Origin of the sequence: Stenotrophomonas sp. GD04054, assembly GCF_029836955.1 — a bacterium.
Lineage (GTDB): Bacteria > Pseudomonadota > Gammaproteobacteria > Xanthomonadales > Xanthomonadaceae > Stenotrophomonas > Stenotrophomonas maltophilia_A.
In genome coordinates this window covers 1-24,932 of record NZ_JAOECR010000042.1, presented here as the reverse complement: position 1 = coordinate 24,932, position 24,932 = coordinate 1, and the positions used below count along the sequence as shown (strand labels likewise).

Below are 24,932 nucleotides of genomic sequence, written 5' to 3'. Positions count from 1 at the left end.
TTTAGGCACGACAGCATTCGCAGGTGCCTTGCATGCAGGTCTATTCCTGCGCCGAACTGATGAGCGCCGCCCACGCGCTGGGCGGCCGGGTCGACTTTGAATCGGGCCTTCCCGATGCGCTGCCGGTGCTGGCCGGCTGGCAGCAGGTGCAGTCGATGGACAGCGGCCTGGTGCTCTACCTCAGCCGCAGCCAGGACATGGTCGGCGGCCGCAGCCAGAACTGCCTGCCTGCGGGCCTCACCGCCAGTTTCCTGCTGCAAGGGCAGGCCGAAGTGGTCATCGCCAACCAGCGCCTGCAGATGGACAGCCGCCGGACCGGGAGCCCGGCGATGCTGGTCCACCTTCGTGAGGAGGAAGCGTTCCAGCGCCATTGGCAGGCGGGTCGCGAGGAAACCAAGGTCAGCCTGCACCTCGGCCAGGATTGGTTGTCGCGCCAGCTCGATGGCATTGCATCGGCCGGAATCACCCGCCTGCGACTGAGCCACGCACGCAACCAGGCGTGGCAACCGCCTGCGCCACTGCTGCGGCGGGCCGCAGCGTTGTTCGGGGCGGAAACGGTGGAGCCGCCTCTGCTGGCCAGCCTGCAACGCGAGAGCTTTGCGCTGGAAGTCGCGGCCAGCGTGGTTCGATCCGTGATCGCCGAACGCGAGGCGCCTGCCCCCAGCGCGCATCTGCGGCGTTGCGTGGACCAGTTGCAGCAGTGGCTGCAGAGCGGCGAGGCCGATGGCCTGACCATCAACCAGATGGCGCGCAGGCTGGGTACGAACGCCGTCGACCTGCAAAGCACCTTCCAGCAGCTGCACGGCAGCAGCATCGCCGCTTGGCTGCGTGCACTGCGCCTGCAACGGGCGCACGATGCCCTGCTGCAACGACGGGTGTCAGTGGACGTGGCGGCCAGCGTGGCCGGGTACGCCCATACCAGCAGCTTCAGTGCCGCGTTCAAGCGGCAGTTCGGAAGGTCTCCTTCCCGGATCCGCTAGCCGCAACAGGCACGTCCCGCGCACACAACCAGTACCTGCCTCGCAGCGCAGGTGCTGCTTAAACCTTTTACGCACCCGCTGCATCCGATCCTCGACGCCCCGCCGGAATCCCGCATGTTCCGCCCAATGCTTCGAGTCGTGCTCATGCTCATCACTGCCCTGCCCTTCGCCGCCATCTCCGCCAGCCAGGACCAGGCCAACGACCAGACCCGCCGCCTGATCCGCCAGATCATGCTGGAGCAGCGCATTCCCGGGCTGCAGGTCGCGGTGATCAAAGACGGGCAGATCGTGTTGTCCGAGGCCTACGGCCTGGCCAATGTCGAGAACGGTGTGCTTGCCTCGCGCGACACCCGCTTTCCGCTCAATTCGGCCACCAAGGCGTTCACCGGCGTGGCCATCGCGCAGTTGGCACAGCAGGGGCGATTGGATCTGGATGCCCCAGCATCGCGCTATCTGGATGATCTTCCGGCCACCTGGCAGGACGTGCGTGTGCGCCAGCTGCTGGCACATACCTCGGGACTGCCCGACATCCTCGATGCGAGCGGGCTGCTGGGTGGTGGTACCGAAGCCCAAGCGTGGGCGGCGGTCACCGCGCTGCCGATGGAGGCGGCCTCCGGCCAGCGCTTCGCCTACAACCAGACCAACTACGTACTGCTGGCACGGATCATCGCGCAGCAATCCGGCATGCCCTACGAACGCTTCCTCGCCACCCGCCAGTTCAGCAGCGCGCGCATGGCGCGCACCACCTTCGGCGACAGCTACGACCTGATCCCGGATGTGGCGACGATGTACAGCCTGGCCCCGCGTGCCACCGACGCAGCCGATGCACCGCCGCGCCTGTCGCATTGGTTCTACGACATTCCGCCTTCACTGTGGGCCGGTGGTGGCATCCTCACCACCGCCGATGACACCGCACGCTGGCTGGTCGCGTTGACCGACGGGCGCCTGCTTCAGGATGCACCTCTGAAGAGGATGTGGACCGCAGAGCGCCTCACCGATGGCCGTGCCGGCCCATGGGCGGGCGGCTGGCCGGTGCTGCGCACATCGCCCGACCTGCAGGTGGCCGGTATCGGCGGTGCGCGCTCGGCCTTCGTGGTCTATCCCGACCGCGACGTCGCGGTGGTGGTGCTGACCAATCTGGTCGGTGCCAATCCACAGCAGTTCATTCCGCGCATTGCCGATCTCCATGCGCCTGCGGTGACCGTGCCCTGAGGCTGCCGGCCAGCGGCCGGCACTACCGGAGCATCGGCCGCGCCGACGGCCATTTCCGGCAGAATCGGTGCGTCAGCCGTGCGGCCCGCCCATCACCGGCAGGATCACCCCGCTGATGTAACTGGCACAGACCGGCGAAGCCAGGAACACATAGGCGGGCGACAGTTCTTCGGGTTGTGCGGGCCGCCCCATGTCACTGTCCTTGCCGAACTCCGCAACATCTTCGGCCTGCTTGTCGGCGGGGTTCAACGGCGTCCACACCGGCCCCGGCGCCACGCAGTTGACCCGGATGCCACGGGGCAGCAGCTGGCTGGCCAGCGCCTTGGTGAACGCATGGATCGCGCCCTTGGTGGCCGAGTAATCGATCAGCGCCTTGCTGCCGAAGATTCCCGTTTCCGAACCGGTGTTGATGATGCTGGCACCCTCGCCCAGATGCGGCAGTACCGCGCGCGCCATCTGTATGTAACCGCCGATGTTGGTCTGCAGGGTTTCCTGCAGATGCGCGTCTTCCAGGTCTTCCAGCCGCTCGCAATGCAGCTGGAACGCGGCATTGTTGACCAGGATGTCGATGCCGCCGAACGCCTTGGCCACCTGCTTGACCGCCTTGTTGCAGAAGCGCGGATCGCGCACGTCGCCGGCGATCACCACGCAGCGGCCGCCTTCGCGCTCCACGTGCTGGCGGGTGATGTCCGCGTCCTCAGCCTCGTCCAGGTGCAGTACCGCCACATCGGCGCCTTCGCGTGCGAACAGCACCGCCACTGCACGGCCAATGCCGGAATCGCCACCGGTGACGATCGCACGCATGCCCTGCAGCTTGCCGCTGCCGGTGTAGTCCGGTGCAAGGAAACGCGGCGCCAGCTCCAGTTCGTGTTCGTGCCCTGGCTTGGCCAGCTGCTGCGCCGGCATCGCCTCCGGCTGACGGCGTGCACCTGCCTGGGTCGCGGTCTTCTTTGTCGCCTTCTTCGCCGCGCGCACATCCTTGGCCTTTTCCTTGTCCTGCAGGCGCCGCTGCCGGGCCGCGACGCGCGCTGCCCGCGGATCGCTGGCGGCCGCCTTGCGGGTTGCGGTCTTCACCACGCGCGGGCGATCGGGGTCGGCGACGGTCTTGGTTGCGGTGCTGCCTTTGCGCACCTTCGGCGATGCCTTGCGGCGGGCGGGGGTCTTCTTGGCGGTGGCCATGCAGGTCTCCTCGGGGGGAATGGGGTTGCCGGCCAGCGGCCGGCACTACCCGGGGCGGCATCCGCCGCGCCTGCAGTGTCTCCACCTATGCTGTTGGCGGCAGTGAGCGCACCGTGTCCACGATGTGCACGGTATTCATTCCGCCACCACGTGCGACGTCGCACGCTGCACGCAACCACACAAGGAACGCCACCATGAAACATGCCATCGCCACCACCGCCGTCTGCTTCGCCCTCGCCGCCTGCAGCAGCACACCGATGGCCCAGGTGCAGCCGATCGACGGCGTGATTTCCGGACAGTGCCACAGCGACATGGTGCGCGGCGCACTGGGCTTGGCCGCTTCGGACGCCACCGTGGCCCGCGCACGCGTGGACAGCGACAGCCTGCATGTGCGGGTGCTGCGCCATGACGGTCCGCGGGTACCGCCGGCCAGCGAAGGCGGCGACCGCCTGACCATCGAAAAGGGCCGCACCAACAACATCACCGCGATCTACTGCGGCTAAGCCTGCGCGCCCTGCGCAGCACGCGCAGGGTGGCCTGTTCCCATTGGCGCGGCCCACGCAGGCCGGCCAGCTTCGCCAGTTCACCGCGCTCCCAGCCGGCGAACAAGCACGGGTCGATGTAGGCCTTGCGGCACACCGCCGGGGTATTGCCCAGCAGCGATGCCACTTCGCACACCACCGCGCGCTGCGCCTGCGCCAGCGCGCGCTGACTGGCCGGTTCCGGCAGTTCGGTGGCGGCAAACGCCTGCACCGCCGCCACCGTGCCACCCCAGGTGCGGAAATCCTTGGCAGTGAAGTCCTCGCCCATCACCTCGCGCAGGTAGTCGTTCACCGCGCCGGAATCCACCGGCTGCAGCGCACCGTCATCATCGCGGTACTGGAACAGCGCCTGCCCCGGCAGCTGCTGCAGGCGCCGCACCAGCAGCCCCAGCCTGCGGTCGCCCACGGTCACCTCCTGCAGCTGCCCGGACTTGCCGCGGAAGCGCATGCGCACCCGGCCGCCGCGCAGCAGCTCCAGATGGCGGTTGCGCAGCGTGGTCAGTCCGAACGAACGGTTCTGTTGTGCATAGGTTTCATTGCCGACCCGCACCAGGGTGTCTGCCAACAGCGCCACCACCATGGCCAGCACCTTTTCCTGCGGAAACCCAGGTCGCTTGAGATCCCGCGACAACCGCCGCCGCAGCGTGGGCAAGGCCTCGCCAAAGGCGATGATGCGGTCGAACTTGCCGGCGTCGCGCTCCTTGGCCCAGTCGGCGTGGTAGCGGTACTGCTTGCGTCCGCGTGCATCGCGGCCGGTGGCCTGCAGGTGGCCGTTGGCGTGGGCGCAGATCCATACGGCGGTATACGCCGGCGGAATCGCCAGCGCACGGATGCGTTGCAGGGTGGTGGCGTCGCGTATCGCGTGACCATCGGCATCGCGGTAGCTGAAACCCTTGCCGGCGCGGCGCCGGCTGATGCCCGGCTGGGTATCGTCGACATAGCGCAGGCCGGCCGCGCGTGCGGCCTGTCGTTCGGGAGTAGAGGGGGTTGGCATGTCGGTAGTGTCGCCGTCGCCATGCCGCGATCCTGTCGATAACACAAGACAAACACGTGAGGGCCGGTTCGCCGCTATGCTCGGGTCTTCACAACCCCTTCCGGAGTCATGATGTCGTTCCCGATTCGCGCCCGTTCGCTCTCCGCCCTGTTGCTGCCGGCCGTGCTGGCGCTGACCGCCTGCCAGGCACCGGCGCTGGATGAACAGGATTCGGCCACGGCCCACGCCCAGCAGGCCGCCGAAGCCGCCAAGGCGCCGGCCGACGAAGCCGGCAAGGCCACCGAGGCTCCGCCGGTCGGCACCTGCGATGCCAGCCAGGTGCAGAGCCTGGTCGGCCAGACCTACACCGACGCGCTGGGCAAGCAGGCGCAGGAAGATGCCGGCGCCAACCAGGTGCGCGTGCTCAAGCCCAACGACGTGGCCACGATGGAGTTCCTCGGCGACCGCCTGAACATCGAAGTGGACGCCAAGGGCGCCGTCAGCGGCGCGCGCTGCGGCTGAGTCCGGCCCCGCGCCGGCACTGGGTTGCCGGCGCGTTCTGTTGCACCTGCAACCGTGTATTGCGGCGTTGCAGCAACCTGTGATCTAGTCGAGGCATCCGGTGGCCTCACGATGCGCTCCAGGGATTGAGCGGGCTTGAGTGTCCCCGTTCAATTCATTCCGCATCGAGGTAGAGATGGCCCCCCGCAACCGCCAAGGGCTTTACGACCCGCGCTCCGAGCGCGATGCCTGTGGATTTGGCATGGTCGCCCAGCTCGACGATCAACCATCGCGCCTGTTGGTTGATACCGCCATCGCCGCGCTTTCGCGCATGACCCACCGTGGCGGTGTCGCCGCAGATGGCCTGACCGGCGATGGCTGCGGCCTGCTGCTGCGCCGCCCCGATGCGTTCCTGAAACTGCTGGCCAGCGAAGCCGGCATCGCGGTCGCTGCGCGTTTCGCCGCCGGCCTGGTGTTCCTGCCGCACGACGCCGACGCGGCGCAGGCCTGCCGCGGGCAGCTGCAGGCGCAGGTGGAAGCGGTCGGCTGCAAGGTCGCCGGCTGGCGCGAGGTGCCCACCGATGACAGCGTCTGCGGCCAGCTGGCGCGCGACACGCTGCCGCGCATCGAGCAGGTGTTCGTCGACGCCGGCATCGGCCAGGACGATGCCGGCTTCGCGCTGGCGCTGTTCCTGGCCCGTCGCCGCAGCGAACAGCAGCTGCGCGAACACGCCGACTTCTACGTCACCACCCTCACCCCGGATGCGATCAGCTACAAGGGCATGGTGCTGCCGGACAAGCTCAGCCGCTTCTTCCCGGACCTGCAGCGCCGCGAGCTGGCCTCCAGCGCGATCGTGTTCCACCAGCGCTTCTCCACCAACACGCTGCCGCGCTGGCCGCTGGCGCACCCGTTCCGCATGCTCGCCCACAACGGTGAGATCAACACCATCGAAGGCAACCGGCGTTGGGCCCAGGCGCGCAGCAAGGTGTGGAAGACGCCGCGCTTCGATATCGGTGAATTCGACCCCGTCATCTCCATGCACGGCTCTGACTCGCAGAGCCTGGACAACATGCTGGAGCTGATGGTGGCCGGTGGCATGGAGCTGATCCAGGCGCTGCGCATCCTGGTGCCGCCGGCCACCCAGTCGCTGGAATTCAAGGACCCGGACCTGGCCGCGTTCTACGAATTCCACGGCCTCAACAGCGAACCGTGGGATGGCCCGGCCGGCATCGTCGCCTGCGACAGCCGCTATGCGGTGTGCACCTTGGACCGCAACGGCCTGCGCCCGGCGCGCTGGATGCTGACCGCCGACCGCCACTTTCTGGTCGCCTCCGAAGCGGGTGTGTGGGAAGTGCCGACCGAGCGCGTGGTGCGCAAGGGCAAGCTCGGCCCCGGCGAAATGGTGGCCATCGATCTCAAGCGCGGTGACCTGCTCGACTCCGATGCGGTGGACCGCATCAACCGCGGTCGCGCGCCGTACAAGCAATGGCTGCAGCAGGGCGTGACCTACCTGCAGACCGAACTTATCGATCCCTCGCTGGTGGAGGAACCCTTCGACGAAGGCACGCTGCGCAGCTACCACAAGCTCTACCAGCTCAGCAGCGAGGAAGTGGAGCAGGTGCTGCGACCGCTGGCCGAGACCGAGCAGGAAGCCACCGGTTCGATGGGCGACGACACGCCGATGGCGGTGCTGAGCCAGCGCAGCCGTCCACTGTACGACTATTTCCGCCAGGCCTTCGCGCAGGTCACCAACCCGCCGATCGACCCGCTGCGCGAAGACTGCGCGATGTCGCTGTCCACCCAGCTCGGCAAGGAGACCAACATCTTCCATGCCGGCCCGGAGACGGTGAACCACGTCATCCTCAATTCGCCGGTGCTCAGCCAGCGCAAGCTGCGCCAGCTGCTGAAGATGGACCAGTACGTGCAGGCCAACCGCCTGCTGGACCTGTCCTACAGCGAAGACGAGGGCCTGCGCGCCGGCATCGAGCGCATCTGTGCCGAGGCCGAACAGGCCGCGCGCGAGGGTATGGTGATGCTGCTGCTGTCTGACCGCTACCCGGTGGCCGGGCGGCCGATGGTGCATGCCCTGCTCGCCACCAGCGCCATCCACCACCACCTCTCGCGGCTGGGCCTGCGCTGCGACGTGAATCTCATCGTCGAGACCGGCACCGCGCGCGACCCGCACCACATGGCCTGCCTGCTCGGCTTCGGCGCTACCGCGGTGTACCCGTACCTGGCCTACCAGACCCTGTTCGACCTGGGCCGACGCGGCATCCTCAAGCTCAGCAAGGGCGGTGAGCAGTCGCAGATCGGCCGCCGCTACCGGAAGGGCGTCTACAAGGGCCTGTCGAAGATCATCTCGAAGATGGGCATCTGTACCGTGGCCAGCTACCGCGGCGCGCAGCTGTTCGAGATCATCGGCCTGGAACCGGAAGTCGTGGACCTGTGCTTCCCGGATACCGCTTCGCGCATCGGTGGTGCCGGTTTCGCGCGCCTGGATGCCGACGCACGCGAGCTGTGCGCGCAGGCCTGGGACGCGCAGCAGGACGTGGATGTCGGCGGCCTGCTGAAGTACGTGCACGGCGGCGAGTACCACATGTACAACCCGGACGTGGTGACCACCCTGCAGCGCGCGGCGCGCAGCGGCGATCCGCGTGCCTGGCAGCAGTACTGCGATGCCGTGCACGCGCGTCCGCCGTCGGCACTGCGCGACCTGCTGGAACTGGTGCCGGCCGCTGCGCCGACACCACTCGATGACGTGGCGCCGGTCAGCGAGCTGTTCCCGCGCTTCGATACCGCGGCGATCAGTCTCGGTGCGCTGTCACCAGAAGCACACGAGGCGCTGGCGATTGCGATGAACCGCCTGGGCGGCCGCAGCAATTCCGGCGAAGGCGGTGAGGATCCCGCCCGCTATGGCACCGCCAAGCGCAGCAAGATCAAGCAGGTGGCCTCGGGCCGCTTCGGCGTCACCGCCGAATACCTGGTCAATGCCGAAGTGCTGCAGATCAAGGTCGCGCAGGGCGCCAAGCCCGGCGAAGGCGGCCAGCTGCCTGGGCACAAGGTCAACGAGCTGATCGCGCGGCTGCGCTACGCGCGTCCAGGCATCGGCCTGATCTCGCCGCCGCCGCACCACGACATCTATTCGATCGAAGACCTGGCGCAGCTGATCTACGACCTCAAGCAGGTCAACCCGACCGCGCTGGTGTCGGTGAAGCTGGTCAGCCATGCCGGCGTCGGCACGATTGCCGCCGGCGTGGTCAAGGCCGGTGCGGACCTGATCACCATTTCCGGACACGATGGCGGTACCGGCGCGTCACCGGTCAGCTCGATCCGCTATGCCGGCGTGCCGTGGGAACTGGGCATTGCCGAAGCACACCAGGCACTGCTGGCCAACGACCTGCGCGGGCGCACCCTGCTGCAGACCGACGGCGGCCTGAAGACCGGTCTGGACGTGGTCAAGGCCGCGCTGCTGGGCGCGGACAGCTTCGGCTTCGGCACCGCACCGATGATCGTGCTGGGCTGCAAGTACCTGCGCATCTGCCACCTCAACAACTGCGCCACCGGCGTGGCCACCCAGGACGAGCGCCTGCGCGAGAACCACTTCACCGGCCAGCCCGAGCGCGTAGAGAATTTCTTCCGCCTGCTGGCCGAGGAAGTGCGTGGCTGGCTGTCGTACCTGGGTGCGCGTTCGCTGGAAGAGATCGTCGGCCGTACCGACCTGCTGCGGCAGATCGACGCCGCGCCGCGCGACGGCGTGCGCGTGGATCTGTCGCGCCTGCTGGCCGACAGCCGCTACGAGGGCAGCCACTGTGCCGCGCAGCGCCTGTACGAATCGCCGGACAGCCTGGCCACGCAGATGGACGGCCTGCTGGCCCCGGCCATCGAACACAAGCGCGGTGGCGAACACCGCTTCCTGATCCACAACACCGACCGCAGCATCGGCACCCGCCTGGCCGGTGCGGTGGCGCGCGCACACGGCAACCAGGGCATGGCCGAGGCACCGCTGGAACTGCGCTTCCGCGGCAGTGCCGGGCAGAGCTTCGGCGCGTTCAACGTCGGTGGCCTGCACCTGGAGGTGGAAGGCGAAGCCAACGACTACGTGGGCAAGGGCATGGCCGGCGGCCGCCTGGTGGTGCGTCCGCCGCGCGGCGCCCGCTTCGAGGCACGCAGCACCGCCATCATCGGCAACACCTGCCTGTACGGTGCCACCGGCGGTGAACTGTTCGCTGCCGGTCGTGCCGGCGAACGTTTCGCCGTGCGCAATTCCGGCGCGCTGGCGGTGGTGGAAGGCGCCGGTGACCACTGCTGCGAGTACATGACTGATGGCGTGGTGCTGGTGCTGGGCAAGGTCGGCCTGAACTTCGGTGCGGGTTTCACCGGCGGGCTGGCCTACGTGCTGGACGTCGACCGCGATTTCGTCGACCGCTACAACCACGAGCTGATCGACATCCATCGCGTGTCCGCCGAAGGCTTCGAGAACTACCGCCAGCACCTGCACCGCCTGATCGGCCGCCATCGCGAGCTGACCGGCAGCATCTGGGCGCAGCAGATCCTGGACGAGTTCCGCGACTACATCGGCAAGTTCTGGCTGGTCAAACCGAAGGCCGCCAGCATCGAGTCGCTGACCGAAACCCTGCGACGCGCCGCGTAACGGTAGTGCCGGCCGCTGGCCGGCATCCCAGGATCACGTAGTGCCGGCCGCTGGCCGGCAACGTTCCCCCCCCGCATTCCAGAGCCCGCCATGAGCCGCAAGCACGCCTTCCAGTTCCTCGACCTGCCCCGCACCATGCCGCAGCGCATTCCGGTGGAACTGCGTACGTCCGGCGACTGGGGCGAGCTGTATGGCAAGTTCGGCAAGGAGGACGCCCAGTACCAGGCCGGCCGTTGCCTGGACTGCGGCAACCCCTACTGCAGCTGGAAGTGCCCGGTGCACAACGCCATTCCGCAGTGGCTGCAGCTGGTGCAGGAGAACCGCATCCATGAAGCCGCCACGCTGTGCCACAGCACCAACCCGCTGCCGGAAGTGTGCGGCCGGGTCTGCCCGCAGGATCGCCTGTGCGAGGGCAGCTGCACGCTGGAGGAGTTCGGCGCGGTCACCATCGGTGCGGTGGAGAAGTACATCGTCGATACCGCGCTGGCCAGCGGCTGGCGCCCGGATCTGGGCGCGGTGCAGCCCAGCGGCCACAGCGTAGCGGTGATCGGCGCCGGTCCGGCCGGCCTGGCCTGCGCCGATCGCCTCGCCCGCGCTGGCATTGCCGCCGTGGTCTATGACCGCTATGAGCAGATCGGCGGCCTGCTGCAGTTCGGCATTCCCAGCTTCAAGCTGGACAAGGACGTGATCCACCGCCGCCGCGAAGTGCTGGAGGGCATGGGCGTGCAGTTCCGCCTCGGCGTGGAGATCGGCCGTGACCTGAGCGTGCAGCAGCTGCTGGACAGCCACGACGCGGTGTTCGTCGGCACCGGTGCCTACCGCTACACCGATGGCGGTCTCGACGGCCAGGACCTGAAGGGCGTGCTGCCGGCCCTGCCGTTCCTGGTACAGAACAGCCGCATCGTTGGCGGCGATGACCCGAAGGGTCGGCCGATTGCCGGCTGGGAAGACACCATTGCCCTGCCCGACCTCAACGGCAAGCGCGTGGTGGTGCTCGGTGGCGGCGATACCGGCATGGACTGCGTGCGCAGCGCGGTGCGGCTGGGCGCGGCCAAGGTCACCTGTGCCTATCGCCGCGACGAAGCCAACATGCCCGGCAGCGCGCGCGAAGTGGCCAATGCCCGCGAAGAAGGCGTGCGCTTCCTGTTCAACCGGCAGCCGCTGTCGATCGAAGCCGGTGCCGATGACGAAGTGATCGGCGTGACCGTAGTCGAAACCCGGCTGGGCGAGCCCGATGCCAACGGCCGCCAGAACGCCGTGCCGATCGAAGGCAGTGAATCGCTGCTGGAAGCGGACGTGGTGATCATCGCCTTCGGCTTCTCGCCGAGCGTGCCGGCGTGGCTGGCCGAGCTGGGCGTGGAAGGCCAGTCCAACGGCCGCATCGTGGCCGGCGGCAAGGACCGCCTGCCGTTCCAGACCGCGCATCCACGCCTGTTCGCCGGTGGTGACGCGGTGCGCGGTGCTGACCTGGTGGTGACCGCCGTGGCCGAAGGCCGCGATGCCGCCGCCAGCATCGTGCGGCTACTGGCCCACTGAGTCCGGTACCAGCAATGCCGCCAGCAGCGCCCGCAGTGCGTGCGGCTCCACCGGCTTGGCCAGGAAGTGGTCGATGCCAGCCGCACGACAGGCTTCGCGGGTGCTTTCCATCACGCTGGCGGTGAGCGCGATGATCGGCACCTGCGCACGCGCCGGGCAGGCATCGGCACGGATCGCCCGTGCCAGCGCGAAGCCATCCATGCCCGGCATGTGGCAGTCGGTGATGACCAGGTCGAACGGCTGCGCCTGCCATGCTTCAAGCGCCGACCGTCCATCGGTACAGGCGTGGACCTGCAGCCCGAGCGCACACAGGTGCTGCTCCAGCAGATGCAGGTTGGTGGGATGGTCTTCAGCCATCAGCACGCGCGCCGCCGGCAATGGACGCTCGTCCGCAACCGCCGGCGCGGGCGCTGCCACGGGTGCCTCACAGGCATCCAGGTCCAGATCCAGCCACACCGTGGTGCCCTTCCCGGGTGAGCTGCGCAGCTGCAGCTCCGCCCCCATCGAGATCGCCAGCTCACGGCAGATCGCCAGGCCCAGCCCACTGCCGCCGAAGCGCCGCGTGGTCGAGCGCTCCGCCTGTGTATAGGCAGCGAACACCGCCTGCTGGCGCTCCTCGCTGATGCCCACGCCGCTGTCGCTTACCTGCAGGCGCAGCCGCTGGCCCCAGTCACGTTGCTGCAGTACCTGCACCTGCAGCTCCACGTGGCCGTGCCGGGTGAACTTCAACGCGTTGCCGGCCAGGTTGAACAGGATCTGGCGCAGGCGCAGGCCATCGGCCAGCGATCCCGGCTGCATCTCCGGATCAAGCACCACCTGCAGGTGAAGGCCTCGGCTGGCGGCCACCGGCATCAGCAGCTGCTGCACCGCGCGCACCAGTGCCGCCAGGTCGGTGGGCCGCAGCTGCAGTGGTGCGCCCTCCAGGCGTTGGCTGTGCAGTACATCGTCGAGGATCTGCCGCAGCATCCGCGCGGCATCATCGACGGTGGCCAGCACCTGCTGCTGGCGCGGCTCCAGCCTGCTGCCCGCCAGCCGTTCAAGCATGCCCAGCAGCGTGCTCATCGGGGTGCGGATCTCGTGGCTCATCGTTGCCAGGAAGTGCGCCTTGGCCTGTGCCGCCTGCTCGGCCTCGCGGCGCGCTTCGGCCAACGCACGGGTACGTGACTGCACCTCACTGACGTCGATCCAGTAGCCGCTCCACTCGACGTCGCTGTCGTCGCAGGACAACGGCCGCCCATGCGAGCGCACCCATCGCCAGCCCTGTGGCGAGCGGGTGCGGAAGGTGACGTCGATCGGGCCACGCGCCAATGCAGCCATCTCGACGCAGGCCATCACCTGGTTGCGGTCTTCCGGGTGGACCGCGGCCAACAACCGCTGGTGATCGATCCGCGCGGTCTCCACGCTGATTCCGAACAGGGCCTGCACGTCCCCGGCGATCTGCGGAAAGCTGTAGTGGCCGCCCGCCGAACGACGCGCCTGGTAGACCACCGCCGGCAGGTTCGCGGTCACCTCCTGCAGGCGCTGCTCCACCCCTCGGCGGCGCACGCTCTCGCGATGGACCCGCCAGTAGCCGAAGGCATGGACCAGCGCCAGGGCGAGCAGGATCAGCGAGGCCGGCACCAGCCAGCGCAGGGGCGACGATGACGGAGCGTTGCGCGGCCGGTCCGGCAGCCAGGCCGCGCGGATCTGATCGCGCTCGGTATCGGTCAGCTGCGACAGCGCCTGTTCGAAGCCGGCGATGACATCGGCGCAGGCGGGCGTGGCCGCCAGCACCAGGGCATCATCGAAACCGGCCGGCGCGGCGATCAGCAGTGCATCGCCCTGGTAGCGGCGCAACGCCGCCTCGACGTCGCCAAGGTTGGCGACCACCGCATCGATCAATCCGGTGCCCAGCAGCGGGAGTGCATCGTCCAGCGCTGCCGGAGGCAGCAGCTGTGCACCCGCTGCCTGCTCGGCCAGCAGCCCCTGCAGCGGCACCCGGCTGGGGCTGGCCACAATGCGTCCACGTAGATCTTCCAGGCCCAGCACCGGCGGCGCATCCTCCCGGCGCACGATCACCTGTGGCAGCTGCAGGTAGGGCGTGCTGACCACCCATCCGGCAGGCAGTTGCGAGCGTGGCCATCCCAGCAGCGCCTGGGTGCCGGCCGGCAGCTCGTCCCGGTCCACGCTGGTGGCCGGCACGGGCAACAGCTGCAGTGGCCGTTGCCCGCCCAGCAGCTTCAGGTACGCCGCGCCGAGCCCCCGGGCTTCGCCCTGTTCGCTGGACGACAAAGGAGCACGGTCGGACGGCCAGGCGATGCGCAGCGGTGTGCTGCAGCCCGTGGCGGAGGCCGCGGCAGGCAGCAGCAGGCTGGCCATGACAGCAATGGCTGCCGGGAAGCCGGCGACATTCACGGTAGGCATCCTCATCTCGCGGGCGGAAGGAACGGCCGCGCTGCGGTACCGCTGCCTGCCACGCTATCGACGCCCGGGCCGACGGCAATGAAGAAAGTTGTAAAAGCATCCAGATGGGGGAATGCCGACATACACTGCCGCCTTCACCCGTACCTGCGGAGCGTTCGATGCGCATCGGCCTGGCTGCCAACCGTCTTCATCACCACGACGCGCGCGCTGCGCTGTTCCGTTGGCTGCGCAGCAGCGAGGCCGGCCTGCGCGAGCTGGGCGTGTCGCTGCATGCGGTCGGCCGCACCCATGACGCGATCGAACGGCAGGGCTTCCTGACCGGGTACGCGGGCCTGCACCGTTATCCCTACGGACGCCAGGGTGGCCTGATGAAGCTGGTCGCCGAAGTCGTTGGCATGGGTCCGGATCGGACACTGGATGGCGCGATCTACCTGATCGACCCGGTCGATCCATCCTCGGTGTTTCCGGAAGCAACCGCGCTCAAGCGGCAGTGCGTGATCCACGGCAAGCCGTTCATTTCGACCGTGGCCACCGCACGCGACTGGGTGGAGGTGGAGCGCGTCCACGCCGGGCTGGCAGCCGATGCCGGCGCCGACGACCTGCATGCGTTCGAAGGCCAGACGCTGGCGCTGATCGCGCACGATGCGATGAAGCCGGCGATGCTGGCCTTCGCCGATGAGCACTTCGATGTGCTGGCCCGGTTCGGTGAGCGGGTGGCCACCGGGACCACCGGCCAGCGTTTGAACGAGCTGGCCTGGAGCCGGGGCTGGCCGCGTGATACGCCGTGGGTGACGCGCTACCAGAGCGGCCCGATGGGCGGTGATGCGCAGATTTCCGACCGGGTGCTGGAGGGGCGTTGCCAGCGCGCGATCTTCTTCGAGGATCCGCATGTGGCGCGCCAGCATGAGGCGGATATCCAGCTGCTGGAGCGCGCGGTGACGACGGTGACCGATCAGGCGGTGTGCATTACGGCGCCGCGGGTGGCGGCGCGGTGGGCGGCAGCGGCGGCGTTGCGGGCGGGGTGAGGGTTTCGGCCAACGGCTGAGCCCCTCGTGGCGGGTCGTTCAGATCAGAAGCCGTGCTTGGCCGGGCGGGGTGGATTGCGCAGGGGTCGCTGCAAGTCCCCCTCCGGGGCCCGGCCCAGCCGCTGGCGGCTGTGCGTTCAGGCGCTTGCGAAGCAGTGCTTCGCAAGCAAAGCGCCTTCACCCTTGTAAGCTCGATGGCGCCCTCCATGGCGCCAACGCCCCTGCATGGCTCACCCGCCCGGCCTCAGACAGTTTCCGTGCGTGTCCAGCCACGGAAGAGAGAAAGAAGAGCAAGAGCGGAAGCGGGTCGCGCGCTGCGCGCGCTTCTGTAGCGTCGAGCTTGCTCGACTGCTCAGCACGCGGTCTGGAGTGACGCCCCTTCTGTTGAAGGGGCGCGCCGAAGGCGGGGCTAGAGGAAGAATGCGTGGGCAACTGCTGTAGCGCTGGCGCTACAGCAGTTGCCGAAGCATCGCCTTCAGGCGTCGCCCTTCCAGCTGGAAGTAGTCGCGCTGTTCGCGCCAGGCGGGGAAGCGTTGTTCCACTTCGTGCCAGAACGCGGGTGAGTGATTCGGCTGGATCAGGTGGCAGAGTTCGTGCACCAGCACGTACTCGAACGCCTCGGATCGGCCCAGCACCAGCGCCAGGTCCAGTGCCATGCTGCCGTCCGGGGCAAGTGAGCCCCATTGCGAGGACATCACCTTCAGGCGCAGGCGGCTGGGTGCGCGCGGCAGGGTGGGCAGGTACTTCGGCAGCCAGCGGCCGACGTCGGCGCGGGTCTGGGCTTCGTAGAACTCGCGCAGCAGGCGGCGCAGGGTGGCATCACCGCCGCGGGTCGGCCACTGCACGCAGGCGCCGTGCGCGTCGATCTCCAGCCGCGCGTAGCGGCCTTCCTGCCAGCGCAGCGGCAGCAGTTCGCCACGCAGGGGCAGCACGCCGTCTTCGCCCGGCTGCAGCGGTGCTGGCAGGCCCTGGCCCTGGTACTGGCGAAGCTGCAGTGCCAGCCAGTCGCGGTGCTGTTCCAGGAAGCGTTCGCCCATCACCAGGCTTGCGCGCGGCGGCAGGGTCAAGCGTGCGCCGCGCTCGTCCACGCTCAGCTTGATGCGGCGCGCACGTGGATCGCGCACGCGCAGCACCTCGATCTCGGCATCCTCCAGGCGCAGGCGAACGGTGTCGCGCTGTACGGTGGCGGGCGGGGTCGGGCTGATCAGGCGGCGCAGCAGACGGCTCATGCGCCCAGCATAGCGCCGCTTCGGGCCGCCGGATGACCGGCGGCCGTCGGGCTGCCTGTTCAGTCAGCCTTGCTGAGCTTGAAGGCTTCTTCCAGCAACAGGAACAGGCGGCGGATCTCGGCGCTCTGCAGGGCGAAGCGGGCGTCGAACTCGGCGCGGCGGCCGTCTTCGTCGGCATGCTCCAGCTGGTCCAGGGCGCCGTCGAGGAACTTCAGCTTGCGCACGATCAGGTCGTCGCCGATCACGAAGGACAGGTTGTCTTCGAAGATCAGCGCCAGCTTGGTCACCTGCTTGCCGGCGTCCAGGTGCTTGTCGATCTCGTCGCAGCGCAGTTCCTGGTGCTGGCACTTGACCACCGCGCCACCTTCCACCGGGTCCTTCATCTCGCACTCTTCGCCCAGGCTCAGCCCGGTCGGCAGCGGCTCGCCGGCGATCCAGCCGGTCAGGATCGAGCGCGGCGCGACTTCGGCATTCAGCGGCATCGCCGGGAAGCTGCCGAGCAGGCCGCGGATGTCGGACATGAAGTACTCGCCGGTCTTGCGGCTGGAGGTATCCACCGCCACGTAGCCGTGCTGCAGGTCGATGAAGGCGTCGTTGCGCGAGGACTTCACGAAGGCGCGCGGCAGCAGTTCATGCAGCAGGTCGTCCTTCATGCGCTTGCGCTCGCGGCCACCCGGGCGGCGGCCTTCCTTCTCCTCGATCTCCTCCAGCTTGCGCTCGAGCAGGTCGTTGACCACCGCCGCCGGCAGGATCTTGTCCTCGCCGCCCACGGTCAGCCACAGATGTTCGGCGATGCGGTGGGAGAGCAGTTCCTTCTCCTCGCGGCCGAACGGCGAGATGAAGCCGCGCGAATTCATTTCCAGTGCGCCGACCGGCTTCAGCAGGGCGTGCGGCAGCAGGGTGTCGACTTCGGAAAAATCGGTGGTGGTCGGGAAACGGAAGAACGTCAGGTTGCGAAAGAACATGGAATTCCGGATGGCAAAGAGGAAGGGCGACCGACCTTAAACGGTGGGCGTCTCGGGATCTGCGTCGGCGTCGGCCGGGGAACCGGCCAGCCAGGCATGGGCGTCGGGCAGCGGCGCGTCGTCGCGACGGCCCAGCGCCATGAAGTCGAACAGGGTGGTGTCGGCCAGCTGCGAGGGCCGGACTTCGCCCATGGCACGCGCGATCTGCTCGATGCGGCCCGGGTGGTCCTTTTCCCACTGCTTCAGCATCAGGCCGACCTGGCGGCGCTGCAGGTTCTCCTGGCTGCCGCACAGGTTGCAGGGAATGATCGGGAACTGGCGTGCCTGTGCGTACTCGACGATGTCGCTTTCGCGCACATAGGCCAGCGGCCGGATCACCACGTGTTTGCCGTCATCGCTGCGCAGCTTCGGCGGCATGCCCGACAGCTTGGCGTGGTGGAACAGGTTCATGAAGAACGTGGCCACCATGTCGTCACGGTGATGGCCCAGCGCGATCTTGGTGAAACCGTGGGTCTCGGCGTAGTTGTACAGCGCGCCACGACGCAGCCGCGAGCACAGCGAGCACATGGTCTTGCCTTCCGGGATGACCCGGCTGACCACCGAATAGGTGTCCTGCTCGATGATGTGATACGGCACGCCCAGGCCTGCCAGGTATTCCGGCAGTACGTGCTCGGGGAAGTCCGGCTGCTTCTGGTCCAGGTTCACCGCCACCAGCTCGAACGGCACCGGCGCCTTCTTCTGCAGCTGCAGCAGCACGTCCAGCAGGGTGTAGCTGTCCTTGCCGCCGGACAGGCAGACCATGACCTTGTCGCCGGCCTCGATCATGCCGAAGTCGGCAATCGCCTCGCCGACCTGGCGGCGCAGGCGCTTGGCCAGCTTGTGCTGCTCGCGCTCGGCCACGCGCGGATCACGGGCGGCGCGCGGCTGGGGATCGGGAAGGGAAATCACGGCACTCATGGGTTCCATTCTAACGGCTCGGAGCGGCCACGGCCGGGGGTCGGGATTCCCCTCTCCCGGCAGTCATCATCGCTGTGTATGCTCGGAGGCTGTGGACACCTACAGCCCCGCCGAGATCGTCGAGCACCTCGCCGCCCTGCGCGCCGAGCACCGCCTGCTGGATGAACAGATCACCCGCATGGCCGCCAACGGCGAGGACGAACTGGAAGCCAAGCGCCTGAAGCGGCGCAAGCTGCAGCTGAAGGACTGCATCGCTAGGCTGGAAAGCCTGCAGATTCCCGACGAGCCGGCCTGAGCGGTGGCCCATCCACGCATGGCGTGGATCTACTGCTTCGCCCCGGTAGATGCCAACCTTGGTTGGCATACCGTTCGCCGGGCACGGCCCGGCACTGCCTTCAATCCTGCGGCGCAGGCTCGTCCGGGCGTGCCGCTTCCGGGCTGACCCGTTCGATGGTGTGGCGCAGCTCGCGGCCGAGGATGAACTTGGCATCCTTGGCCCACGCATCCAGGCGTTCGTCGAACAGCAGCTTGCTGTTCTCGTCCGGCCACACCAGGCGCAGCTCGCGCAGCTTCTGGATGAAGCCACGGAACAGGGATTTGTCGAAGAACTCCGGTGCCGCCGGTGCATAGAGCAGGCTCAGCCGCTGCGCGGCCTGCTGGCACAGGCTTTCCAGCTCGGCCGCGCCGAGCACGCCGGGGCCGTTCTTCACCAGTACCGAGATGGCGATGTAATAGCGCTCGAACGCCTGCTGCAGCGAATGGCCGATCGCACGCAGGCGGAACACCTCGTCGGTCTGCCCGGTGTTGCGCGCCAGGATGCCGCCATCGTCATCGTTGACGTTCTGCAGCAGGCCTTCGCGCACGAACACGTCGATGGTCCGGTCGATGCGCTGGGCGAACTCGTCCTCGCTCCACGGCAGGAACAGCTCGGCCTGCAGGAACGGGTATACCGTACGCCCCAGCTGGACCAGGCCGGTGCGGCTCATGCGGCGGTTGTTCTGGAAGCAGCAGGCCACCCACGACGAGGCGGTGAACAGGTGCACCACGTTGTTGCGGAAGTAGCTGAGCAGCACCGCGGTATCGCCGCTGACGCTGAGCACGTCGCCCAGCGGGTGCTTGATGCGGGTGAGGACGTTGATTTCCTCGGCATGGGCGATGATCCGCTCCGGCGAGTGCGGGGTCACCGTCACCCGGTCCGAGTACGGCATCTCGACCAGCAGGGTCTTGCACAGCTCGATCTGCGCGATCAGGTCGGCCTCGCCCATCGCATGCTTCGGCGTGGACAGCAGGGCCAGCGCCAGCAGGTTGATCGGGTTGACGTCGGCGGCACCGTTGATGCGCACCTGGATGCGTTCGGCCAGCGTATCCACCGTGGTCGACAGCCACGCCGGCTTCTCGTCCTCGGACACCGCCTCGCCCTTCCACTCCGGCGCCTTCTCGGCGAGCACGTCGTTCAGTGCGATCGGTTCGCCGAAGTTCACCACCACCTGGCCGTAGTTCTGCTTGAGCACCTTGGGGATGCCCCACAGCAGCGACCAGATCGATTCCTTTTCCTTCGGCCGGCCGGACAGTTCGTCCAGGTAGCTGCCGCCCTCCATCAGCTTCTCGTAGCCAATGTAGATGGGCTGGAACAGCACCGGCTTGCGCGGCTGGCGCAGGAACGCGCGCAGCGTCATCGAGATCATGCCGCCCTTGGGCTGCAGCAGTCGGCCGGTACGCGAGCGGCCGCCTTCGACGAAGTACTCCAGCGAGTAGCCACCGGCCACCAGCTGCGCGACGTATTCGCTGAGCACCGCCGAGTACAGCGCGTTGCCACGGATCGAGCGGCGGATGAAGAACGCACCGCCCTTGCGCAGCAGGGTGCCGACCACCGGCAGATTCAGGTTGATGCCGGCCACGATGTGCGGCGGCACGATGCCACGGTCGTACAGCAGGTAGGACAGCAGCAGGTAGTCCATGTGGCTGCGGTGGCTGGGCACGTAGACCACTTCGTGGCCCGGCGCGGCGGCCTTGAACTTGTCCAGGTGGTGCACCAGCACGCCCGCATAGATGCGGTTCCACACGTGGCTGAGCATGAAGCTGGCCGAGCGCACCACCGGGCTGGAATAGTCCGCGGCGATTTCCCAGGCGTAGGCGTGTGCCTTCTTCCAGGCATCGGCCGGCTTCGAATTGTCGCGCTTGGCCTGTGCGGCGATCGCTTCGCGCACCGGTTCGGCGGCCAGCACCTGGTCGACCAGCAGGCGCCGCGTCGACAGGTCAGGGCCGATCACCGATTCACGAATGCGGCGGAAATGGGTACGCAGCACGCGCTGCAGCTTGCGCACCGTGCGCTCCGGCTCCAGGCCTTCGTCCACGGTGCTGCGCAGCGAGATCGGCGGGGCAAAGCGGACGATGGTGCTGCGGCCGTTGAGCAGCACCGCCAGCAGGCGGCGGAAGCGGCCGACCAGCGCCCAGTTTTCCGAGAACAGCACGGCGAACCAACCGCTCTGCTTGTCCGGCGCGCGGCCGACGAAGATCGACACCGGCACCAGATGCACGTCCAGGTCATCGCGCACGCGATGGGCCTGCAGGACCTTGGCCAGCGAATCGGAATGGGTCTTGGCGCCGCGCTGTTCGGGAATCAGCGAGTTGCTGGAGCTGCGCCGCGACAGCGCCAGGTAGGCGCGCTTGCGGCCGGTCGGGTCACCGGCCAGCGGCACCAGCGGCGACGGCAGGCCGGCCTGGCGGCAGGCCTTGTCCAGGATCAGCGCATTGGACAGGCCGTAGTCCTCCAGCACGTACATGACCGGGCGGCCATCGTTGTACTGGCCCGGGTCTTCCGGTTCGATCTTCAGCGACAGCCACGGCTCGACCAGACGGCCGAGCAGCCGAGCCCACAGCGGGCGGCGGCCAGCCGGACGCGCGTGCGCGGGCGGCGGTACCGGGTTCGGGCCGGTACCGGTCGAGGGGGACGCCGGCACCGTATCGGCGGGCGTCGACTGGGATTCTTCGCCGGGGAACGGCAGCGGGTTCTGTTTCGACATCGGCGCCATTATGGCTTAGGCGGCGGCGTTGCCGCTTCCCCACCCTCGGCGGGGGCTTCAGCCGGTGACGGCGACGCAGCGGCGCGGGCCGCGTCGGCCTTGCGCAGCAGCGCGTCGGTGTCGGCCAGGGTGCGGGTCAGGTACCAGTGGCCCTCGCGGCGGCTCAGCGGCAGCTGCAGGGTCATCTCACGCCCCGCCAGGTCGTAGTGCAGGCGTACCAGCGCGTTGTCGCCCTCCACCGAGAGCAGTTCACCGCGCACGCTGCGCAGTGCGTCATCCACGCCCAACCCGTAGCTGCCCAGCACCGCCTTGAGGGTATGGATGAACGGCGCCAGCTGCTGCAGGCTGCCTTCCATGCCCGCGGCCTGCAGGCCGGCCTCATCGTCGAAGCCAACCTTGCCGGCGGCACCCACCAGCGCGGCGATCGTGCTGCGTGCACGCGCACGGTCACTGATCGGCGCGCCCTGCGCCCAGCTGGCAAGGGTTTCCACCAGGGCGATGTAATGGGCCTGCTGGCCGGGCGTATAGCCCTTCTGGTGGCGCAGGTACTGCACGCCGAAGTTGCCCATCGACTGCGCCGCCTGGCGTACCGCGCTGGCCTGGCCTGCCAGCTGGCGGTCGAAGCTGCGTTGCAGTTCGGCACCGGCATTGGGCGTGCGCAGTGCGGCCAGCATCGGCAGCAGCTGGTCGCCCAGCGGCAGCTCGGTCAGCGGCCACTGGCTGTGGCCCTCGGCCCAGGCCTGCTGCAGGCGCTGGTACTGGCTGGGCGGAACCGACAGCTTTGCATAGCCGACCAGATCGTCCTCGGCCAGGCGCAGGGCCATCGCCTGCACCGCCGCAACCGGTTCGGCTGCCGGCCTGGCCGGATCGTTGGCCGGTTCACGGCACGCGGCCACGGCCAGCAGCATGACTGCCAGCCCCCATCCACGCGCAGACCTTCCTCGCACTGCCACGCTCATGCACTCGGACTCCCCGGACCGGTCCGCATCTTGCGGCCTGCGAGGTGACAGCGGCAAGCCGGGACGTCACGGTTTCCGCGGTTGCTTGTGCAAGTCACTGATCGGAATAAAAAAAGAGCCGGGATCACGAGGATCACAGGCTCTTCAAGCCGGCGCAGGGCCGGTGGACAGTGTTGTGGCACATGTCCGGTCCGAGGACCGGATGGCGGCGATCCTACGCTGCCGCTCAAGTTAAGGCAAAACTTTACGTAGTGCAGCCTAAATTATTGATTTTATTGATTTGCCTGATGCCTTGCGCCGGGGCCATGAAATCTACGGCAGGTTTTGCGGCGATTCGGGCACAACCGCTTGCTGGACGGATGCAAAAACGCCATCCCGCGCGGGTCGGGATGGCGTTCGGGCCTGCAGCCTGCGCAGCGGAATCTCAGCGCGTAGCCAACGCCGACGCGATTTCCTGCTGGATGGCCCGGGCCGCGGCCTGCGGATCGGCGGCCAGGCGGATCGGGCGACCGACCACGATGGCATCGGCGCCATCGGCAAAGGCCTGGGCCACGCCAACGGTACGCTTCTGGTCATCGCCGACCGGGCCACCGGGGCGGATGCCCGGGCAGACGATCGAGAACCCGGCGCCGGTAGCGGCGCGGATCGGGCCGGCTTCCTGGCCCGAGGCGATCACGCCATCGATGCCGGCCGCCTGCGCGGCCAGCGCGCGCTCGACCACCACGTCCACCGGCTCACGGTCGATGCCCATCTGCGCCAGGTCCGGGCGGCCCATCGAGGTCAGCACGGTCACCGCCAGCAGGCGCATGTCGCTGCTGTTGGCGGCGGCGCAGGCTTCCATCATCGCCGGGTGCCAGCCGTGGATGGTGGCGTAGCTGACCGGCCACTGCGACAGGCGCTTGATCACCGCCGCGGCGGTGGCCGGGATGTCGAAGAACTTCAGGTCGACGAACACGCGCTTGTCGCGGCGGGCCAGCTCGTCCAGCACCTGGAAGTACTCGCCGGAGGCGAGCAGTTCCATGCCGATCTTGTAGAACGCCACGCTGTCGCCGAGGCGGTCGACCCACTCCAGCGCCTGCACGCGGTCCGGCACGTCCAGCGCGAAGATCAGGCGCTCGTCATCGCGCAGCGGCAGCGGCGCGCGGCTCACGGCGCGTAGTCCAGCGCAGCGCGCTTGGCGTCGTGGCGGGCCTGGCGCGACTGGCTGTAGTCGTTGTTGAACTGCGCCGGCTCGAAGCCGCCGTAGGTCGGGTTCGGCAGCATCCACCAGCGCTCGCCGAACCAGTCGTGGTACTGCTGCAGCAGGGCGTCACGGCCTTCATTGGTGTTGGCGGTCACTTCCACGAAGTCGCCCAGCTGGTCACCGAACTGCATCAGCACGCGGTACTTCTGCCCGGCCAGGCGGCGGCGGCAGTTCTTCTCGCTGCCGGCCTGCTCACAGCCTTCGACCAAAGTACCCAGGCCCAGGAACACGCTGTCATCGGCCACCGGCAGGCCCTGCTCGCGCAGGTTGGCCAGGGTCGCGTCCTTCAGGTGCACGGCACGGTTGGAGATGTACAGCAGGGTCACGCCCTTGGCGTTGGCGGCCTTGGCGAAATCAACCACGCCCGGAATGGCCTTGGCCTTCTTTTCGGCCACCCACTGGTCCCAGGTCAGCTCGTCGTATTCCTTGCCGTCGCGGACCAGGCGCGCCTGGTAGGGCGAGTTGTCCAGCACGGTCTCATCCACGTCCAGCACCACGGCCGGCTTCAGGCCCTTGGCCTCGTTGCCGCGTTCTTCCGGCACCAGCGCATCCCAGTGGGCTTCCTTCAGCGCGGCATCCAGGTGGTCGGCGGCGGCACGGTAGGTCTGCTCGGTGATCGCCTTGTACTCCTGCGCACGCTGCATCCACAGCACCGCATTGAGGTTGTCGTTGGCAGTGGCATCGAGCGCGCCATCGGCCTTGGCAGCGGCGGCCGGGGCCTCCGGCGCAGTGGCTTCGGCGGCAGGCACATCCACGCGCTTGCAGGCGGACAGGCCCAGCGCCGCGGTGGCGAGCAGGGTCAGGGACAGGGAAACGGGACGACGCATGGATTCACCGGCAATCAGATATACCGGCGCATTTTACCGGCAAAGCCGGCCCGGGGACGGCTATGCTTGGCGGTTGACCCGTTGCCCTTCCGGAGGCCGCCATGACCGATTCCGCCCAGACCCCCGACGTCCCCCTGCTCGACGCCGTGCAGGCCCGCCTGCTGGGCTGCCTGGTGGAGAAGGAGGCGACCACCCCGGACACCTACCCGCTGACGGTCAACGCCGCCCAGTCGGCCGCCAACCAGAAGACCGCCCGCGAGCCGGTGATGAACGTCGACGCCGGGAGCGTGCAGCACGCGCTGCGCCAACTGGAGACACTGGGCCTGGCCCGCCAGCACTTCTCCTCGCGCGCAGACCGCTACGAGCACCGCCTGCAGGCCGCGCTGGACCTGACCCGGCAGCAGACCGTGCTGCTGGCGATGCTGCTGCTGCGTGGGCCGCAGACCTTGGGCGAACTGGTCACGCGCAGCGAGCGCCTGCACCGCTTCGCCGACGCCGACGAAGCCCGCCACGCCATCGAGCGCCTGCAGCAGCGCGCGCTGCTGGTGGTGTTGCCGCGCGCCAGCGGCCAGCGCGAAGACCGCTACATGCACCTGCTGTGCGGTGAAGTGGATGGCGCGGCGCTTGCGGCCAGGTACGCCAGCAGCGGCGGTGGCAGCGACGCGGCCGATCCCGGCCTGGCCGAGCGCGTGGCCCAGCTGGAAGCGGCCGTGGCCGAGCTGCAGGC

General features: G+C 68.3%; 19 protein-coding genes. 9 read left to right on the top strand and 10 right to left on the bottom strand.

Translation table 11 applies throughout. From position 1 onward, the window contains the following. Positions 1–32: 32 nt before the first annotated feature. Both N7573_RS17010 and N7573_RS17005 read left to right on the top strand, forming a co-directional pair. Positions 33–980, top strand: coding sequence for an AraC family transcriptional regulator (locus N7573_RS17010; RefSeq protein WP_279912791.1), 948 nt, complete (start codon positions 33–35; stop codon positions 978–980). 144 nt (positions 981–1,124) lie between these two features. Then, positions 1,125–2,192 (top strand): serine hydrolase, encoded by a 1,068-nt coding sequence (locus N7573_RS17005; RefSeq protein ID WP_279912792.1) that lies wholly within the window; start codon positions 1,125–1,127, stop codon positions 2,190–2,192. Positions 2,193–2,264: 72 nt separating this feature from the next. Here N7573_RS17005 and N7573_RS17000 read toward each other — a convergent pair whose 3' ends face one another. Further along, positions 2,265–3,371: an SDR family oxidoreductase gene (locus tag N7573_RS17000; RefSeq protein WP_279943229.1), complete on the bottom strand. Its 1,107-nt coding sequence runs from the start codon at positions 3,369–3,371 to the stop codon at positions 2,265–2,267. A gap of 194 nt (positions 3,372–3,565) precedes the next feature. On the opposite strand from N7573_RS17000, the gene N7573_RS16995 reads away from it, so the two are divergent. After that, positions 3,566–3,874, top strand: coding sequence for a hypothetical protein (locus tag N7573_RS16995; protein ID WP_004153470.1), 309 nt, complete (start codon positions 3,566–3,568; stop codon positions 3,872–3,874). Here N7573_RS16995 and N7573_RS16990 read toward each other — a convergent pair. Beyond that, positions 3,852–4,907, bottom strand: a complete 1,056-nt coding sequence (locus N7573_RS16990) for a DNA topoisomerase IB (RefSeq protein WP_279913413.1) — start codon at positions 4,905–4,907, stop codon at positions 3,852–3,854. The two genes, N7573_RS16995 and N7573_RS16990, sit on opposite strands and share 23 nt — an antisense overlap. A 111-nt stretch (positions 4,908–5,018) precedes the next feature. Between N7573_RS16990 and N7573_RS16985 the strand changes: the two genes are divergently transcribed. From N7573_RS16985 to N7573_RS16975, 3 genes are all read left to right on the top strand, one after another. Then, positions 5,019–5,408, top strand: coding sequence for an I78 family peptidase inhibitor (locus N7573_RS16985; RefSeq protein ID WP_004133799.1), 390 nt, complete (start codon positions 5,019–5,021; stop codon positions 5,406–5,408). A 175-nt stretch (positions 5,409–5,583) separates the two neighbouring features. After that, positions 5,584–10,038 carry a glutamate synthase large subunit gene (gene gltB / locus N7573_RS16980; protein WP_279913414.1) on the top strand — a complete coding sequence of 1,485 codons (4,455 nt, stop codon included), beginning with the start codon at positions 5,584–5,586 and terminating at the stop codon, positions 10,036–10,038. A 90-nt stretch (positions 10,039–10,128) separates the two neighbouring features. Beyond that, positions 10,129–11,574, top strand: a complete 1,446-nt coding sequence (locus N7573_RS16975; protein WP_014035469.1) for an FAD-dependent oxidoreductase — start codon at positions 10,129–10,131, stop codon at positions 11,572–11,574. On the opposite strand, the gene N7573_RS16970 is transcribed toward N7573_RS16975, so the two are convergent. Further along, entirely contained in the window at positions 11,560–13,968 is a 2,409-nt protein-coding gene (locus N7573_RS16970; protein WP_277778875.1) for an ATP-binding protein, read from the bottom strand. The genes N7573_RS16975 and N7573_RS16970 overlap by 15 nt on opposite strands. Positions 13,969–14,135: 167 nt before the next feature. Here N7573_RS16970 and N7573_RS16965 point away from each other — a divergent pair, with 167 nt between their 5' ends. After that, positions 14,136–15,002 (top strand): methylglyoxal synthase, encoded by an 867-nt coding sequence (locus tag N7573_RS16965; RefSeq protein WP_279913415.1) that lies wholly within the window; start codon positions 14,136–14,138, stop codon positions 15,000–15,002. Positions 15,003–15,451: 449 nt separating this feature from the next. Here N7573_RS16965 and N7573_RS16960 read toward each other — a convergent pair whose 3' ends face one another. From N7573_RS16960 to ttcA, 3 genes are read right to left on the bottom strand one after another with little or no spacing between them, the layout of a single operon-like run. Then, positions 15,452–16,231 carry a SprT family zinc-dependent metalloprotease gene (locus tag N7573_RS16960; protein WP_032128692.1) on the bottom strand — a complete coding sequence of 260 codons (780 nt, stop codon included), beginning with the start codon at positions 16,229–16,231 and terminating at the stop codon, positions 15,452–15,454. A gap of 59 nt (positions 16,232–16,290) precedes the next feature. Beyond that, positions 16,291–17,196: a recombination-associated protein RdgC gene (locus N7573_RS16955; RefSeq protein WP_005411825.1), complete on the bottom strand. Its 906-nt coding sequence runs from the start codon at positions 17,194–17,196 to the stop codon at positions 16,291–16,293. Between the two features lie 36 nt (positions 17,197–17,232). Beyond that, entirely contained in the window at positions 17,233–18,153 is a 921-nt protein-coding gene (ttcA, locus tag N7573_RS16950) for a tRNA 2-thiocytidine(32) synthetase TtcA (RefSeq protein ID WP_180843176.1), read from the bottom strand. Between the two features lie 91 nt (positions 18,154–18,244). Here ttcA and N7573_RS16945 point away from each other — a divergent pair, with 91 nt between their 5' ends. After that, on the top strand, positions 18,245–18,448 hold the full coding sequence (locus N7573_RS16945) for a YdcH family protein (RefSeq protein WP_005421068.1): 204 nt from the start codon (positions 18,245–18,247) through the stop codon (positions 18,446–18,448). A 100-nt stretch (positions 18,449–18,548) separates the two neighbouring features. Here N7573_RS16945 and plsB read toward each other — a convergent pair whose 3' ends face one another. The 4 genes from plsB to N7573_RS16925 form a co-directional block, all read right to left on the bottom strand. Continuing rightward, complete coding sequence (gene plsB / locus N7573_RS16940; RefSeq protein ID WP_032128690.1) at positions 18,549–21,185, bottom strand: glycerol-3-phosphate 1-O-acyltransferase PlsB; 2,637 nt, start codon at positions 21,183–21,185, stop codon at positions 18,549–18,551. Then, complete coding sequence (locus N7573_RS16935) at positions 21,185–22,135, bottom strand: hypothetical protein (RefSeq protein ID WP_277778873.1); 951 nt, start codon at positions 22,133–22,135, stop codon at positions 21,185–21,187. The genes plsB and N7573_RS16935 overlap by 1 nt, the downstream gene beginning before the upstream one ends. Before the next feature lie 424 nt (positions 22,136–22,559). Beyond that, positions 22,560–23,285 (bottom strand): orotidine-5'-phosphate decarboxylase, encoded by a 726-nt coding sequence (pyrF, locus tag N7573_RS16930; RefSeq protein ID WP_032128688.1) that lies wholly within the window; start codon positions 23,283–23,285, stop codon positions 22,560–22,562. Continuing rightward, positions 23,282–24,205, bottom strand: a complete 924-nt coding sequence (locus N7573_RS16925; RefSeq protein ID WP_279913660.1) for a 5'-nucleotidase, lipoprotein e(P4) family — start codon at positions 24,203–24,205, stop codon at positions 23,282–23,284. The genes pyrF and N7573_RS16925 overlap by 4 nt, the downstream gene beginning before the upstream one ends. Positions 24,206–24,306: 101 nt before the next feature. Between N7573_RS16925 and N7573_RS16920 the strand changes: the two genes are divergently transcribed. After that, positions 24,307–24,932 (top strand): YceH family protein (locus N7573_RS16920; RefSeq protein WP_279943228.1); only part of this gene is annotated, 626 nt, incomplete at its 3' end.

Excerpts from the sequence above, each read along its gene's own strand:
- N7573_RS17010 (WP_279912791.1), top strand. The coding sequence starts at position 33 with ATGCAGGTCTATTCCTGCGCCGAACTGATGAGCGCCGCCCACGCGCTG.
- N7573_RS17005 (WP_279912792.1), top strand. The coding sequence starts at position 1,125 with ATGCTCATCACTGCCCTGCCCTTCGCCGCCATCTCCGCCAGCCAGGAC.
- N7573_RS17000 (WP_279943229.1), bottom strand. The coding sequence starts at position 3,371 with ATGGCCACCGCCAAGAAGACCCCCGCCCGCCGCAAGGCATCGCCGAAG.
- N7573_RS16995 (WP_004153470.1), top strand. The coding sequence starts at position 3,566 with ATGAAACATGCCATCGCCACCACCGCCGTCTGCTTCGCCCTCGCCGCC.
- N7573_RS16990 (WP_279913413.1), bottom strand. The coding sequence starts at position 4,907 with ATGCCAACCCCCTCTACTCCCGAACGACAGGCCGCACGCGCGGCCGGC.
- N7573_RS16985 (WP_004133799.1), top strand. The coding sequence starts at position 5,019 with ATGTCGTTCCCGATTCGCGCCCGTTCGCTCTCCGCCCTGTTGCTGCCG.
- gltB (WP_279913414.1), top strand. The coding sequence starts at position 5,584 with ATGGCCCCCCGCAACCGCCAAGGGCTTTACGACCCGCGCTCCGAGCGC.
- N7573_RS16975 (WP_014035469.1), top strand. The coding sequence starts at position 10,129 with ATGAGCCGCAAGCACGCCTTCCAGTTCCTCGACCTGCCCCGCACCATG.
- N7573_RS16965 (WP_279913415.1), top strand. The coding sequence starts at position 14,136 with ATGCGCATCGGCCTGGCTGCCAACCGTCTTCATCACCACGACGCGCGC.
- N7573_RS16960 (WP_032128692.1), bottom strand. The coding sequence starts at position 16,231 with ATGAGCCGTCTGCTGCGCCGCCTGATCAGCCCGACCCCGCCCGCCACC.
- N7573_RS16955 (WP_005411825.1), bottom strand. The coding sequence starts at position 17,196 with ATGTTCTTTCGCAACCTGACGTTCTTCCGTTTCCCGACCACCACCGAT.
- ttcA (WP_180843176.1), bottom strand. The coding sequence starts at position 18,153 with ATGAGTGCCGTGATTTCCCTTCCCGATCCCCAGCCGCGCGCCGCCCGT.
- plsB (WP_032128690.1), bottom strand. The coding sequence starts at position 21,185 with ATGGCGCCGATGTCGAAACAGAACCCGCTGCCGTTCCCCGGCGAAGAA.
- N7573_RS16935 (WP_277778873.1), bottom strand. The coding sequence starts at position 22,135 with ATGAGCGTGGCAGTGCGAGGAAGGTCTGCGCGTGGATGGGGGCTGGCA.
- N7573_RS16925 (WP_279913660.1), bottom strand. The coding sequence starts at position 24,205 with ATGCGTCGTCCCGTTTCCCTGTCCCTGACCCTGCTCGCCACCGCGGCG.